Source organism: Cryobacterium sp. TMT1-2-2, from assembly GCF_004403505.1.
GTDB lineage: Bacteria > Actinomycetota > Actinomycetes > Actinomycetales > Microbacteriaceae > Cryobacterium > Cryobacterium flavum.
This window is the reverse complement of record NZ_SOGS01000002.1, coordinates 300,476-314,220: the sequence shown is the minus strand read 5'-3', so window position 1 is coordinate 314,220 and position 13,745 is coordinate 300,476. Positions and strand designations below refer to the sequence as shown.

The 13,745-nt window shown below is 65.4% G+C and carries 15 protein-coding genes; 7 read left to right on the top strand and 8 right to left on the bottom strand.

The window, feature by feature from the left end; translation table 11 throughout:
• Positions 1–23: 23 nt before the first annotated feature.
• Positions 24–671, top strand: a complete 648-nt coding sequence (locus tag E3T35_RS01625; protein WP_241987602.1) for a DUF1345 domain-containing protein — start codon at positions 24–26, stop codon at positions 669–671.
• 18 nt (positions 672–689) lie between these two features.
• Here E3T35_RS01625 and E3T35_RS19105 read toward each other — a convergent pair whose 3' ends face one another.
• Both E3T35_RS19105 and E3T35_RS01620 read right to left on the bottom strand, forming a co-directional pair.
• Positions 690–854, bottom strand: a complete 165-nt coding sequence (locus tag E3T35_RS19105; RefSeq protein ID WP_166789798.1) for a hypothetical protein — start codon at positions 852–854, stop codon at positions 690–692.
• Between the two features lie 103 nt (positions 855–957).
• Positions 958–1,728: an SOS response-associated peptidase gene (locus E3T35_RS01620; protein WP_233197533.1), complete on the bottom strand. Its 771-nt coding sequence runs from the start codon at positions 1,726–1,728 to the stop codon at positions 958–960.
• On the opposite strand from E3T35_RS01620, the gene E3T35_RS01615 reads away from it, so the two are divergent.
• Entirely contained in the window at positions 1,727–2,563 is an 837-nt protein-coding gene (locus tag E3T35_RS01615) for a DUF3097 domain-containing protein (protein ID WP_134377691.1), read from the top strand. The genes E3T35_RS01620 and E3T35_RS01615 overlap by 2 nt on opposite strands.
• 309 nt (positions 2,564–2,872) lie before the next feature.
• Complete coding sequence (locus E3T35_RS01610; RefSeq protein ID WP_035840308.1) at positions 2,873–3,076, top strand: cold-shock protein; 204 nt, start codon at positions 2,873–2,875, stop codon at positions 3,074–3,076.
• A gap of 93 nt (positions 3,077–3,169) precedes the next feature.
• On the opposite strand, the gene E3T35_RS01605 is transcribed toward E3T35_RS01610, so the two are convergent.
• The gene (locus tag E3T35_RS01605; protein ID WP_092107921.1) at positions 3,170–3,649 is read right to left on the bottom strand and encodes an Lrp/AsnC family transcriptional regulator; all 480 of its coding nucleotides are present in this window, start codon (positions 3,647–3,649) and stop codon (positions 3,170–3,172) included.
• Positions 3,650–3,767: 118 nt separating this feature from the next.
• Between E3T35_RS01605 and E3T35_RS01600 the strand changes: the two genes are divergently transcribed.
• Positions 3,768–4,970, top strand: coding sequence for a PLP-dependent aspartate aminotransferase family protein (locus E3T35_RS01600; RefSeq protein ID WP_198420985.1), 1,203 nt, complete (start codon positions 3,768–3,770; stop codon positions 4,968–4,970).
• A 21-nt stretch (positions 4,971–4,991) separates the two neighbouring features.
• On the opposite strand, the gene E3T35_RS01595 is transcribed toward E3T35_RS01600, so the two are convergent.
• Positions 4,992–6,809 carry a DEAD/DEAH box helicase gene (locus E3T35_RS01595; RefSeq protein ID WP_134377689.1) on the bottom strand — a complete coding sequence of 606 codons (1,818 nt, stop codon included), beginning with the start codon at positions 6,807–6,809 and terminating at the stop codon, positions 4,992–4,994.
• Positions 6,810–6,894: 85 nt separating this feature from the next.
• Between E3T35_RS01595 and E3T35_RS01590 the strand changes: the two genes are divergently transcribed.
• Positions 6,895–7,683 (top strand): SGNH/GDSL hydrolase family protein, encoded by a 789-nt coding sequence (locus E3T35_RS01590; protein WP_134343967.1) that lies wholly within the window; start codon positions 6,895–6,897, stop codon positions 7,681–7,683.
• 9 nt (positions 7,684–7,692) lie between these two features.
• Here E3T35_RS01590 and E3T35_RS01585 read toward each other — a convergent pair whose 3' ends face one another.
• Together E3T35_RS01585 and E3T35_RS01580 are read right to left on the bottom strand one after the other, a co-directional pair.
• Complete coding sequence (locus E3T35_RS01585; RefSeq protein WP_134377688.1) at positions 7,693–8,934, bottom strand: D-alanyl-D-alanine carboxypeptidase family protein; 1,242 nt, start codon at positions 8,932–8,934, stop codon at positions 7,693–7,695.
• Positions 8,935–8,987: 53 nt separating this feature from the next.
• On the bottom strand, positions 8,988–9,797 hold the full coding sequence (locus E3T35_RS01580; protein WP_134377687.1) for an RNA methyltransferase: 810 nt from the start codon (positions 9,795–9,797) through the stop codon (positions 8,988–8,990).
• Positions 9,798–9,994: 197 nt separating this feature from the next.
• Between E3T35_RS01580 and E3T35_RS01575 the strand changes: the two genes are divergently transcribed.
• Together E3T35_RS01575 and E3T35_RS01570 are read left to right on the top strand one after the other, a co-directional pair.
• Positions 9,995–10,882: a Sir2 family NAD-dependent protein deacetylase gene (locus E3T35_RS01575; protein ID WP_370449291.1), complete on the top strand. Its 888-nt coding sequence runs from the start codon at positions 9,995–9,997 to the stop codon at positions 10,880–10,882.
• A gap of 6 nt (positions 10,883–10,888) precedes the next feature.
• Entirely contained in the window at positions 10,889–11,542 is a 654-nt protein-coding gene (locus E3T35_RS01570) for a histidine phosphatase family protein (protein ID WP_134377685.1), read from the top strand.
• Between the two features lie 169 nt (positions 11,543–11,711).
• On the opposite strand, the gene E3T35_RS01565 is transcribed toward E3T35_RS01570, so the two are convergent.
• Both E3T35_RS01565 and E3T35_RS01560 read right to left on the bottom strand, forming a co-directional pair.
• Complete coding sequence (locus E3T35_RS01565; protein ID WP_134377684.1) at positions 11,712–12,785, bottom strand: glycosyltransferase family 1 protein; 1,074 nt, start codon at positions 12,783–12,785, stop codon at positions 11,712–11,714.
• Positions 12,782–13,717, bottom strand: a complete 936-nt coding sequence (locus E3T35_RS01560) for an alpha/beta fold hydrolase (protein WP_134377683.1) — start codon at positions 13,715–13,717, stop codon at positions 12,782–12,784. The genes E3T35_RS01565 and E3T35_RS01560 overlap by 4 nt, the downstream gene beginning before the upstream one ends.
• Positions 13,718–13,745: the final 28 nt, after the last annotated feature.

Below are 13,745 nucleotides of genomic sequence, written 5' to 3'. Positions count from 1 at the left end.
CCATTCTGTGCCACGATCAGCCTGTGACCATTTCCCTAGCGTCAGTGCACCGGTACAGCACCCGACTGGTCGTCATGCTCATCGTCGGAGTCGTCGTTGGCCTCGTCGCTGGCGTACCCGGCGATTGGGCCCTCGCGGTGATCCTCGGCTGGGCGGCGGCCTGCGTGACCTACATCGGTTGGGTCTGGATCGCCATCGGGCGACAGGATGCCGCGTCGACGGCCCGCCACGCGACCCGCGAAGACCCCTCGAGGGGAGCCTCGGAATTTCTCATCCTGCTGGCCGGGCTCGCGAGCCTCGGCGCCATAGTCGTGTTGCTGCTGGGGACTTCGGCGACCTCGGGGACGCAGCGCGGGCTTCTGGCCGGTGTAGCCATTGCCAGCGTCGCGCTGTCCTGGGTTCTCGTACACACCCTTTTTACGCTGCGCTACGCCTCGCTGTATTACAGCGACTCCCCCGGCGGCATTGACTTCAATCAGACCGAACCGCCAAGGTACAGCGACTTCGCCTACCTGGCATTCACCATCGGCATGACCTATCAGGTGTCAGACACGAGCATTCAGAGTCACGCGCTGCGGATGACGACGCTGCGGCACGCGCTGCTGTCGTTTCCGTTCGGATCAGTGATTCTAGCCACGCTCATCAACCTGGTGGCTGGCTTACTGCACTGAGCCGGCAGCAAGCGTGGTTTAGTTGCGCAAGAGGTGGAACGGGATCGCCATGGCGAGGGCCACACACAGGATTCCGCCGATGAAAATCGGCAGCATCAGCGAGGTGACCGAGAAGGCCAGGCCGAACAGCCAAAAACCGAAGACGAAGATCGCAAACGCGACGACGAAGGCGACAATGTTCATGGGTGTTCCTTTCAGGGCAGCGCCCGCGCAATTGTGCAGCCACTGATGTGAACGTACTGAGTATTCGTACTGATTCGAGCGTACCGGTTAGGGCAGAGCGCAATTACACCGAATCGTTGTCGACCGGCTCGATCAATTCGGGGCCGTTACCCGATATCGGCGCAACCTGGTAGAAGTTGAGCGATTCCACCACCTCGCGGGAGGCCGCCACGGCGGCATCGACCAGGGTCTGATCGCCCTCGGTGGCGGGATCCAGCCACTGGTCCCACCACTCCTCCGGTAGGGCGACGGGGGCGCGGTCATGGATCTGCGCGAGCGGGCCCCGCGCATCCGTTGTCAAAATAGTCGCGGACAGCACCCACCGCGCCGGATCGGTGTCAGCGGCAGCCGGATTCTTCCACCAGGAATACAGGCCGGCGAATGCGAGCGGCAGGCCATCGTCGGAGTGAATGAAATAGGGAGTTTTCACGGTGCCCTCGGTGTGCCACTCGAAGTAGCCGGTCGCCGGAACCAGGGCACGCCGCGACTTGACGCTGGTCTTGAACGTCGGTTTCTCGGCGGCGGTTTCTGCCCGAGCGTTGAAGGTGGGAAATTTCGACGTCGGTTCGGTCGCAAAAGACGGGATCAGCGACCAGCGTGCCGATTCCAGCCGGCGCACGGCCGGGTCGGTGCGTTTGGACTCGAGCACGATCGGGATCTGCTCGGTCGGCCGGATATTCCACGACGGCTCAGGAAGATTCTCCCCCTCATGCTCGACATCGAACATGGCAGCCAGATCCGGCGCCGTATCGGTAATGATGAATCGACCACACATGCCTTCAGAATACCGCGTCATGCCGGAGCGGAGAGCGTCGTCGACTAGCGTCGATGCCATGGACGATCGATACAGTGCAGACGTGCTCTCCCCCGGCTGGCGCGACGCCGGCCGCATTATCATTCCGACCCAGGAAGCCACCCGCGACCTGGTGGTGGAGGAGGTCGCCACCGGGTTCTGCGGTGCCGTCATCCGCGTGGAGAAGAAGATCGTCACCCTGGAGGATCGGCACGGCAAGCTGAGACTGTTTCCGCTCGGTTCCGGCTTTCTGATTGACGGTCGCCCCGTTACCCTAATTGCTCCGACGATGGCCGCGGCCCTAGGCCGAGTGCGCACCGCCTCGGGCTCGACCGCTGTGCCGGATGCCCCGGCCCGGGTCGCTCGCGCCAGCCGCATCTTCGTCGAGGGCCGGCACGATGCCGAACTGGTCGAAAAGGTCTGGGGTGCCGACCTGCGGATCGAGGGAGTGGTCGTTGAGTACATTGAGGGTGTCGATAACCTCGACGAGATCCTTCGAGAATTTCGTCCGGGGTCCGGGCGTCGGGTGGGCGTGCTGGTGGATCACCTCGTGCCGGGCTCGAAGGAGAGCCGCATCGCGGAAGCCGTGGCGCGCGGCCCGTATGCGGCGAGCGTGCTGGTGGTGGGGCATCCGTTCGTCGACGTCTGGGAATCGGTGAAACCAGCCCGCGTGGGCCTCACGGTGTGGCCCGATATTCCGCGCAGCATTGAGTGGAAGCACGGTATCTGCGACGCGCTCGGTTGGCCGCACGAGGAGCAGGCTGACATAGCCAGGGCCTGGCAGCGCATTCTCGGCCAGGTGCGCACGTTTGCCGACCTGGAACCGCAACTTCTCGGCCGAGTGGAACACCTGATCGACTTTGTGACAGCCGAATGACACGCCGGGATTAGTTTTTCGGAATGCTCCCGGAGCGCTCACTACCAGTGGTAGACCCGGAGTTCACCCGTTTTTTCCGGTAAACGTAACGCTTTCGTGTTAAAAAGGCAGGGAATTCCGAAACCATCCAGACATGTGGGCTAGTGTTGGACTCGAAGTTGTAGTGCTTGCACGTCTTAAACGCATTAATCGTGATTCATCTGGATCGCAGTTAGTGCGCCACATTCCTTTCGGAAGCGGACGACGAATACCGCGACGAACGGTCCCGACAGTCGGGGCCGGTCTTACACTCCTGGAGGAGTTTTACAAATGGCAACAGGTACCGTGAAATGGTTCAACGCTGAAAAGGGCTTCGGCTTTATCGCACCCGACGACGGAAGCGCCGATGTTTTCGCGCACTACTCCGCGATCGCGTCGAATGGCTACAAGTCCCTCGATGAGAACCAGAAGGTCGAGTTCGAGGTAACCCAGGGCCCCAAGGGTCCTCAGGCCGAGAACATCCGCGCCCTCTAAATAGAGCTTGCGAAGAACGCCTTCCGCTTCGGCGGGAGGCGTTCTTGTTTTAACCGGATACGGGGCCGGGCAGCTGCTGCGACCGGCCGCCCGTTACTTCACCAGGTCCTGCCAGCCGTCGCCGTCGACATACTCAAAGATGAGGTTGGTCTCGGTGTGGGCGACCGCCGGATGCTCCGCGAGGTGCTCGAGCACGAAGTCCCGCAGGTGGGACGCATCCGCTGCGGCCACGTGCAGCAGGTAGTCGTCGGCACCCGCGGTGTGGAACAACCCGATCACGCCGGGCCAGTGCGGGGCCGCGTTCCGAAAGTCGTCGATCTGCACGCGGGCGTGCTTGGCCAGCCGCACCGAGATGAGAGCCTGCAAGCTGGCACCGAGGGCAGCCAGGTCAATATTGGCCCGGTAGCCACGAATGTGGCCGAGCTGCTGCAGACGACGCAGGCGCAGCGACACGGTGGACTCGGCAACGCCGATTTCACTGGCCAGGGCTGCCCCGGAAGCCCTGGCATTGACCGACAGGGCGCGCAACAGCGCGCGGTCAACCCGATCAAGTTCTGGCTTCTTCGATTCCATCAACAGACTCCCTTATTACTAAGGAGTTTATGCGATTCCTGTCTTGGAATTGCAAGGGTCTGCAGGGTCACTTGCGCGACCACACAGAATCTGTTTCTGTGAGGGCATGCTGCCACCGATGTCACATATTGAAACCCTCGCCGTGCATGCCGGAATGGACGGCCTCACCGAGGCGGGCGTTCACGTTCCCGGTATCGACCTGTCCACCACTAATCCGCTGCGCGGTGTGGAATCCGGCGGTGAGTCGTACGAGAATCTCGCGACCGGCGGAACCCCGGAACCCGGGGACTCAGCCGTGTACCAGCGCCTCTGGCAGCCCGGCGTCGCCCGTTTCGAAAGCGCCCTCGCAGCGTTGGAGCGGGCGGAGGGCACGGTGGCCTTCGCCACCGGAATGGCCGCTCTCACCGCGACCCTGATCGCCACGGTCACCGCCGGAAAACCGCACATCGTGGCCCTGCGACCACTGTATGGCGGGACCGATCATGTCCTGGCCAGCGGGCTGCTCAGAACGACCGTCACCTGGACAGATTTGGCCGGGGTGACCGCCGCCATCCGCTCGGATACCGGCCTGGTCATTCTGGAGACACCGGCCAACCCGACCCTCGAACTGACCGATATTCGGGCGGTCGTCGACGCGGCCGGAGACGTGCCGGTACTGGTCGACAGCACCTTCGCGACGCCCGTACTGCAGCGTCCGATCGAGTCGGGAGCAACCCTGGTGCTGCACAGCGCGACCAAATTTCTCGGCGGACACGGCGACGCGATGGGCGGGACGGTCTCCGGGTCCGAGGAGTGGATGGTGCGCCTGCGGCAGGTGCGGGCGCTCACCGGCGGCCTGCTGACCCCGTTCAATGCCTACCTGCTGCATCGCGGTTTGCGCACCCTCCCGGTGCGGGTACGCGCCCAGCAGGCGACGGCGGCGGAAGTGGCGACTCGGCTGGCCGGACACCCGGCCCTGGTGCGGGTGCTCTACCCCGGGCTCCCCGGCCAGGACCCGCAGGGACTGATCGGGCGGCAGTGCTCGGGCGCCGGATCGCTCCTCGCCCTGGATCTCGGCGGCTACGCGGCGGCCCTGCGTTTCACCGAGGCGCTCGGCCTGATCACCCACGCCGTGTCGCTCGGCGGCGTCGATTCCCTGGTGCAGCATCCGGCGTCGCTCACCCACCGACCGGTCGCGCCCGACGCCCGGCCCGCCGCCGGAATCGTGCGTATCTCCATTGGGCTGGAGCACGTCGACGACCTCATGGACGACATTCTGACCGCCCTGCTGGTGGCCCGGGTGCCGGTGGGCGCGGCCAACACCTCCGGTGCGGCCGGCTAGATCGGCGCAGCAGCCGCGTGACTAGCTGCGGCCGAGGCGGCGGCGCAGCAGGTCGATGCGCATCTGCAGCTGGGTGACGCTGGCCTGGGCGACGGCGGGCCCGCCACAGATGCGCCGCATCTCGGCGTGGATCATGCCGTGCGGTTCATTGGCGAGCTTCGACCACATGCCGACCAGACTTGACAACAGCGTGCGCTGTTCCTTGAGGGTGCGGTACAGGGGCGGCGGCTCGAGCGGGGCAATTTCACCGGTCACCGGGTCTTTGCGTTTGTCGGTTGACCGTTTGGACTGTCGGGATTGGCGCTGCCGCAGCAGCTCGGAGACCTGCTCGGGCTCGAGCAGGCCCGGAATGCCGATGAAGTCGAACTCCTCGTCGGTGCCCGGCTCGGCCAGCTCACCGAATTCGTCACCGTCGAACATGACCATGTCGAAGGTGGCCTGGGAATCGAGGGCCTGCCAGGTGAAATCGTCCAGGCCGACGTCATCAGACGCTTTCTCTTCCTTGTTCGCCGCGGCAACCATGGCGTCTTCGGGGTTGTACATTCCATTGTCGCCGTCCTCCCGATTGCTGCGGTCGAGGGCATGGTCGCGTTCCAATTCGAGCGCGTTCGCAAGGCTGAGCAGCCCGGGAACGTTCGGCAGAAAAATGGATGCCGTCTCACCGCGTCGCCGCGCCCGCACGAACCGGCCGATCGCCTGGGCGAAGTACAGCGGCGTGGCCGCGCTCGTCGCGTAGACGCCGACGGCGAGGCGCGGAACGTCGACGCCCTCCGACACCATGCGCACAGCAACCATCCAGCGGCGGGTGTTCTTGGAGAACTCGTCGATGCGGTCGCTGGCCTCCTTCTCGTCGGAGAGCACGATGGTGACCGGCTCGCCACAGATGTCCTCAAGGATGACGGCGTAGGCACGTGCGGTGGTCTGGTCGGTGGCGATAACGAGACCACCGGCATCCGGTATGCCGTGCCTCACCTCGGTCAAGCGAGAGTTGGCCGCGCGCAGCACGGACGGAATCCACTGGCCGCTCGGCTCGAGCGCGGTGCGCCAGGCCTGGCTGGTGATGTCCTTGGTGTTGCCCTCGCCGAGCTTCGCTTCCATCTCGTCGCCGGCCCTGGTGCGCCACTTCATGTGCCCGGCGTAGACCATGAACATCACCGGGCGTACGACGCCGTCGGCCAGGGCGCGGCCGTAGCCGTAGGCGTAGTCGCTCTGCGACATGCGGATGCCGTGTTTATCGGGCAGGTAGCTGACGAACGGGATCGGTGACGTGTCAGAGCGGAACGGGGTGCCGGTGAGGGAGAGTCGCCGGGTGGCCGGCCCGAACGCCTCGCGGATGGCGTCGCCCCAGCTGAGGGCGTCTCCCCCGTGGTGGATTTCGTCGAGAATGACGAGGGTGCGGCTGGATTCGGTGAGCTGCTTGTGCAGGGCGGCCCGGGCGGCAACCTGCGCGTAGGTCACGACGACGCCGTGGTAGTGGCTGCCGTAGCTGCGGTCAGCGTTCTTGAACATGGGATCCAGACGGATGCCCGCGCGCGCCGCGGCATCCGCCCACTGGTTCTTGAGATGCTCAGTCGGCGCCACGACGGTGATGCGATCGATGGTGCGCCGGGATCGAAGTTCGGCAGCGAGTCGCAGGGCAAACGTGGTCTTGCCGGCACCCGGCGTGGCTGCGGCCAGAAAATCGCGCGGTTCGTGCACGAAATAGGCTTCCAGTGCTTCGGCCTGCCAGGCGCGCAGCTTGCCTGCGGTGCCCCAGGCCGCGCGTTCGGGAAAGGACGGCGACAGGTGTTCGGCTGCACTCGTTCCCTGTGCGGGACCGAAAACCGATGGAGTATTCACTTCTGACAAATCTACCAAAGCCCACCGACGTTCGCGTCCGCACTCAGGTTCGACGAGCGCGACAATGTTCAGACACAATGGTCTGATGACGAAGCAACAGCATCCATGGTCGCGCTACGTCGCGCTCGGCGATTCATTTACCGAGGGCATCGGCGATCCGGAACAGCAGAGCCCCGGCGGGCACCGAGGCTGGGCCGACCGGGTCGCCGAGATTCTCAGCGTCGGCACGGAGGACTTCGCTTACGCCAACCTCGCCGTGCGCGGCAAACTGATTCGACAGATTGCCGATGAGCAGATCGAGCCGGCTCTGGCGCTGCGCCCCGATCTGATCACCATCTCGGCCGGCGGCAACGACGTGATTCGCCCGGGAACCGACCCGGACGCCATCGCGGCGCGCTGTGACGACGCTATTTCCCGGTTGACCAGCGACGGCGCGACGGTCGTGCTGTTCACCGGCGCCGATGTGGGCTTTTCCCCCGTGTTTCGCAGTATCCGCGGCAAGGTCGCCATCTATAACGAAAACATTCGCGCGGTCGCCACGAAGTACGACTGCATCGTGGCCGATATGTGGCAGCTCACCGAGATTCAGGACCCACGCATGTGGGCACCCGACCGGTTGCACTTGAACGCGCTCGGGCACCACACGGTCGCTCGTATGGTCTTGCAGACCCTCAACGTGAAGAATTCTCTTGCACCGAGCGAACCCGAGCCGATGCCGGGCACCACCTGGCGTCAGGCACGTACGGAAGACCTCGCCTGGGCCAGGGAATACCTCGTTCCGTGGGTGCTGCGCCGGGTGCGCCACCAGTCCTCCGGCGACCACGTGCTGCCCAAGCGGCCTGACGCCGGCCCGTTCACGCTCCCCACGGTCTGAGCGCCCGGGTCAGCCGGCGGCGAGTTCGCCGGGGTGCCCCATGCGCCAGGCCGGACCGGGATCGGCCAGAGCCTGGTGGAGTTCGAGCGGCACCGATACGGTCGTCGGCGTTGCCCCACCGATCGTGAACGACACCGTACCGACCTCGTCCCCGGCCCGGCCGAGCTGCACATCCTCTGCCGTCACCCCTCCGGTGATCGGCGAGTCCGACCAGACTAGAACGGATGCCGCCCGCTCGGCCACGATGTCGCTCTCGTCACCCCACTGGGTCGTATAACTGCCGAACACGGCGCCTTCCTCGGCGAGGATGACGTCGTGAAAACCGGGTTGCACGCTCTCGATCAGCGCGGCGATCGCCGAGTTGAGTTCGGAGTGCGTGTCACCGCCGAGCACCACCCCGACCAGGGTGACCGTGCTGGTGCCGACGGTGAAGTCGGTTGAGAATAACAGGCAGGCGCCGGCGACATCCGTTGTCCCGGTCTTGATACCGTCGACGCCATCGCGCCCCAGCAGCTTGTTGGTGTTGGTGATGGTTCCGATGACCGGCAAGACCGCCGAGGGCAGGGCCACGATTTCGGCGAGGGCGGGGTGGCCGACGACGAGTTTGCCGATCTCGACGAGGTCGGCCGGGCTGCTCACGCTCGACGTGGACAGGCCGCTGGTGTCGGTCACAGTGGTCTGGGTCAGGGCGTTGGCTGCGAGCCAGGTCTTCGCTGCCGCCAGGTAGCCGTCGATCGATCCGAAGGCCCATACCGCGAGGGAGGCCGCGTAATTGTTGGCCGATGGCAGCAGCATCGCTTCGAAGGACTCGCGCTGGGTGAGCACCATTCCGGAGACGACCGGAGCGACCGAGCCGTTCTCGGCGATCACGTCGTAGTAGATGTCCACGTCGGCATCGGTGAACGTGATGTCCGGCCCGGCCTCGCCGGCGCCGAGCGGTTTCGCGTCCAGGATGACGAGGGCGGTGACCATTTTGGTGATGCTCGCGATCGGTACCGTGTCCTGAGCGCCGCTCGAGGCCAGAACGCCCGGGAAGCCGACCGCACCGATGGCGCTCTCGCCAAAAGCCGGCCAGGTCGGGGCAGCTACCGGCTGGGTGAGCGCTGCCGGTTGAACGAGATCGGCTGCGCTCGCCGGTACGGGGGCCAGGTTGGTGGCACCGACGTAGCCGATACCGCCCACGACTACGAGGAGAATGCTGAAGACGGCGAGCCTGCGGCGCCGGAGGAGGACACGCCGGGAGGGAGACATCCGTTCAGCCTAACTTCTTCGCTGGGTGAAACCGGTCCGGTCGCCCCGGGTGTTCACGCACGAACGCGCAGGGCGTAGAGTGCGACCGCGCTTGCCGAGGCGACGTTGAGCGAGTCGACGCCGTGCAGCATGGGAATTGTCACGACCGTGTCGGCGGCGGCCAGCGCGTGCTGGCTGAGCCCGTCGCCCTCGGCGCCGAGGATGATGGCGAGCCGTTCGGGTGCCGTCTCGGCGAACACGTCGAGCGAGACCGCGTTGTCCTCTAGCGCCAGGGCTGCCAGGTGGAAGCCGGCGGCGTGCAGCAGCGGGGTGGCCACGCTCCACTCCGGCAGTCGGGTCCACGGGACCTGCAGCACAGTGCCCATGCTCACGCGCACGCTGCGTCGATACAGTGGATCGGCACACCGCGGCGTGATCAGCACGGCGTCGGCGCCGAGTCCGGCCACCGAACGAAAGATGGCACCGACGTTGGTGTGGTCGACGATGTCCTCGAGGATCACGATTCGGCGTGCCGTCTTGATCAGTGCTTCGACCGGTTGCAGTGCCGGCCGGTGCATGGCGGCGAGGGCTCCGCGGTGCAGGTTGTAGCCGGTGAGCTGCTCGAGCACGCTGGCCTCACCCACGTAGACGGGCACGTCAGGCCAGTCGGCCAGAAGCCGCTCGGCGTCGGGCATCCACTGTTCCTGAATCAGCAACGACCGTGGTCGGTGTCCGGCGTTCAGCGCCCGGGCGATCACCTTGGGTGACTCAGCGATATACAGGCCGCCGGCCGGTTCGAGAACACGCCGGAGGGCGACATCGGTCAAACGCGAATAGTCGGCGAGACCCGGGCTGGACAGGTCGGTGATGCGGGTGATCTGCACGAAGAAGTGCCTTCCGAGATGAGTGGTTGAGCTCAAGCCTGACAGGTGGGTAGTCAAACCGGAAAACAGACGAGTTTAGACTCAAGGGACGGGCAGCTGTTTCTGCTCGCCCTGGTACGAAAGGAGCGCCGATGACCGCCGATTCGGCCCAGCCCAGCGACACGGCTGCGCACGGCACCGCTGCGGACGGCACGGTGTTGGTCGACGCGCTTGAGCCCGCCGACGCCCCCGATACCGCCGCAGCGCTGGCCTCCGCTGTCGCGCTCGATTCGGAACGGGCAGTGGATGCTGTCGCCGCTCTGCTGCGCGGCAAACGCGCCGCCGTTCTCACCGGCGCCGGCCTCAGTACCGATTCCGGAATTCCGGACTATCGCGGCGCGGGCGCACCGACGCGAACCCCGATGAACTTTCAGACCTTCGTCGCCGATGAACGGTCCCGCAAACGCTACTGGGCCGGCAGCCACCTGGGCTGGAGGGTGTTTCACCAGGCCGAACCGAACCTGGGACACCGCTCGCTCGTTCAGCTTGAGAGCGCCGGCGCCATTGCCGGAGTGATCACCCAGAATGTCGACGGCCTGCACACCCGCGCCGGTTCACGCCATGTGGTCGAATTGCACGGTTCCCTCGACCGGGTGATCTGTCTGGCCTGCGGTCAGGCCTTCGGCCGTGACAGCATTGCGGCGCGGCTGGAAAAGGACAACCCCGTGCTCCGCGACCCGGAGAGCATTCGGATCGCTCCCGACGGCGATGCCGATGTGGGGAATATCGACGACTTCGTGATTCCGGCGTGCACGGTTTGCGGGGGAATGCTCAAGCCGAACGTGGTGTTCTTCGGCGAACTCGTTCCGACGGAAACGTTTCTGGAGGCATCCGCTTTGATCCAGAGCGCTGACGCCCTCATCGTGGCCGGGTCCTCGCTGGCGGTGAATTCCGGCATCCGCTTGGTCGAACAGGCACGCCGGCGCAAGCTGCCGATCATTGTCATCAACCGTGGCGTGACCAAGGGTGACGGGCGTGCCCTGCACAAGCTCGAGGCCGGCACCTCGGAAACCCTCGCCGCACTCGCCGAACGTCTGCTGGGCTGACCGCGCGTGTCTGCCCAGCGAAGTCCCGATCCGTCGGGTGAATCCGCGACGACCACGTTCTCGATCGTGCGTCATGGCCAGACGGACTGGAACCTGCATCACCGCATCCAGGGCAGCACGGATATCCCCCTCAACGCGACCGGGCGAGCCGAGGCCGCTGCCGCTGCCGAGCGGTTACAGTCGCGGCGCTGGGACGCCATCGTGAGCAGCCCGCTCCTTCGCGCTTCTGAGTCCGCCCACATCATCGCGGCCGAGCTCGGACTGAGCGAACCACTCATCGTTCCCGCCCTCACCGAACGCCACCACGGGGCCATCGAAGGGCTCACCTTCGCCGAGCGTCAGCATCGCTTTCCCGATGGTGTCGTTGTTCCGGGATTAGAGACTCGGCGCGATGTCGTTGATCGGGTGCTCGCCGCCCTCGCGACCCTGGCGGCCGGGCGAGCCGGGCAGCGTGTGCTCGTGCTCAGCCACGGCGGCATCATCGGCACTCTGTTGCGCCATGTCACCGAGGGTGAGCGACCCCGGCACGGCGAATTCATCGCGAACGGGTCCGTGCACGATTTTCGGTGGCAGAACGACCAGCTGCTGCTGACCCACTTCGACGCGACCACCCGGTCTCCCGGCGACCGCGGTGAGACCGCAGCCTCCCCGGTGCTCTGACCTGTTCCTAACCGCACGGATGCCAGGCGTCACGCTGGACTTGCGCCAGTGCGCGGGAGAACAGGTCTGGCCACAACTCCAGCGCTACGCGAGGCGCTCGACCTGCGCCGCTGCGCGCGGGTTGCGCCTCCCGCGCAACTGCGCAGCTCCCGCGCGGCGTGAAATGCAGCTACGGAGTAGTCGGAACGGTTCCCTCGAGCACGTCGAGCAGGGTACGGGCCGACGCCGCCCAGGTAAAGCGGGCCGCCTGTTCGATCGACAGCGCGGAGCGCGTTGCCCACTCCCCCGGCTCCGCGAGATTCCGAACGGCCGCAGTAATGGCATCGGCACTGCGCGGGTCGAAGTACAGCGCCGCGTCGCCGCCGATCTCGCGAAAGATCGGAATGTCACTGACCACGACGGGGATACCCAAACTCATCGCCTCGACCAGGGGAATACCGAAGCCCTCATCGAGCGACGCGGTGACGAGGGCGGTAGCCGAGCGCACCAGGGCGTGGTACTCCTCATCGGTCACCCCGTCGTGAAAGAGCAGCCGGGATTGCGGAGCCAGGCGGGTCAGCCGGTTTCGCTCGGTCGCCGACACCCGGCTGAGCAGGTGCAGTTCGTACTCGGGCAGGTCGGCCAGGGCCAGCACGAGAGTGTCGAGGTTCTTGTACGGCATGAAGGAGCCCATATAGATCAGGCGGGTGGTTTCCGCGATGCTCCGATGACTCGGGATGCCCGGAACGGTGTCGGCGGCGTTCGGCACCACGGTGACCGGACGCCGGGTGAGATGGTGCTCATTGATCAGTGAACGGGTGGTCTCGGACACCGTCACGATGCCGTCGGCGCCGTTCAGCAGCATCCGTTGTGGCCACCAGGAGAGGTGGTAGACCCGCCAGAGCAGCCTGATAAACGGCGACAGATCACGCGGGGGCGTGCGATTGCGATAGTAGATAAGGTCGTGCACGGTCAGGAATAACCGGTACTTGCGGCCCCAGGAACCCATAGTCTGCATCGGGCTGAACACGACGTCGGGCTTCAGCCGGTTGACCGACAGCGCGACGAGTGGTTCGAGCAGGCTGGTCGGAGCGCGCACCAGCTGCCACGGCAGCGCAGGCAACATGTCGAGTTGACGATGGTCGCTGATGAGCATCATGAGCGGATGCAGGCGGCCCAGTTCGGTCACAAGCCCCGCCGTGTAGCGGCTGATGCCGTCGTGGTGGTCGAAGCGAACGTAACGGCAGTCGACGACAATTCTCATAACGCCAGCTCCTCAGCCATGAATTCCCGGATGAACAGTGCGGCCGGTTGTGGCTGTTCGTAGTGGATGAGGTGCCCGACGTTGTTGATAACCCGCAACCTAGCGTTGGGAAAGAGCATCTGCAGTCGATATTGCGCCGCGAGTGGCGTGATGTCGTCCTTGTCGGCCGCGATCAGCAGCGTCGGCTGAAGGATGCGGGCAGCGAACTCGCTCACGTCGTGACTGACCGAGGCCGTGAACGCATTCATGACGACCCGGCGGTTGGCAAAGGCACTGAAATAGCGGTCGTGCTGATTGTGGATCCAGCGACGCAGAGCCGGGTCGTGCGTCTTGGCCATGCTGACACTCATGATGCGCACGATGGTACGGTTCTGCAAGAGCGCGTAGCCCCAGCGCTCCGGCAATTTCGCCGCTGCCCAGTAGTAGAACACAGCAAGCCGGGTCAGCACTCCGCGCGGCCCCGACAGGGCCGGCGCGGCGATCGGATTGACCAGGATGATCTCGTCGGCGGTCAGCCCCGCTGCGGCTGCCGCAGCGACCACAATCGAACCGAAAGAATGGCCCAGTACCACTAGCCGCCCGGTCGGGGCGAGCACGCCGAGGAATTCCTCGAGCCAGCGGGCGTACGCCGAGAGGGAATGAACCCCGTCGTGGAGCGGGGCCGATTCGCCGAAACCCGGCAGGTCGGGTGCCAGGATGCGCAGCGCCGGCGAGTGTGGGTCGCCGCTGAGCAACTCGGCCACGACCAGCTGCAGACCGTGGTGGTCGCCACGAAAGCCATGCACCAGCACGAGCGTTGTGGGCGCGGTGGGGTCGCCGTAGTCCCAGTACCGCGTGTCACTGCTCTGCCCGTCGGTGCCGGGAACGGATGCGGTGAGCGCGAGTACCGGGAGGCTCTGCAGAAGCTTGTCGTAGGGAGAAGAAACGATCATCGGCCCTAGTTTAGGCGCGTGACTTACG

Bases quoted from the DNA above. Each gene is read 5' to 3' on its own strand.
- E3T35_RS01610 (WP_035840308.1), top strand. From the start codon at position 2,873: ATGGCAACAGGTACCGTGAAATGGTTCAACGCTGAAAAGGGCTTCGGC.
- E3T35_RS01590 (WP_134343967.1), top strand. From the start codon at position 6,895: ATGACGAAGCAACAGCATCCATGGTCGCGCTACGTCGCGCTCGGCGAT.
- E3T35_RS01620 (WP_233197533.1), bottom strand. From the start codon at position 1,728: ATGGCATCGACGCTAGTCGACGACGCTCTCCGCTCCGGCATGACGCGG.
- E3T35_RS01585 (WP_134377688.1), bottom strand. From the start codon at position 8,934: ATGTCTCCCTCCCGGCGTGTCCTCCTCCGGCGCCGCAGGCTCGCCGTC.
- E3T35_RS01600 (WP_198420985.1), top strand. From the start codon at position 3,768: ATGTCACATATTGAAACCCTCGCCGTGCATGCCGGAATGGACGGCCTC.
- E3T35_RS01605 (WP_092107921.1), bottom strand. From the start codon at position 3,649: ATGGAATCGAAGAAGCCAGAACTTGATCGGGTTGACCGCGCGCTGTTG.
- E3T35_RS01615 (WP_134377691.1), top strand. From the start codon at position 1,727: ATGGACGATCGATACAGTGCAGACGTGCTCTCCCCCGGCTGGCGCGAC.
- E3T35_RS01565 (WP_134377684.1), bottom strand. From the start codon at position 12,785: ATGAGAATTGTCGTCGACTGCCGTTACGTTCGCTTCGACCACCACGAC.
- E3T35_RS19105 (WP_166789798.1), bottom strand. From the start codon at position 854: ATGAACATTGTCGCCTTCGTCGTCGCGTTTGCGATCTTCGTCTTCGGT.
- E3T35_RS01560 (WP_134377683.1), bottom strand. From the start codon at position 13,717: ATGATCGTTTCTTCTCCCTACGACAAGCTTCTGCAGAGCCTCCCGGTA.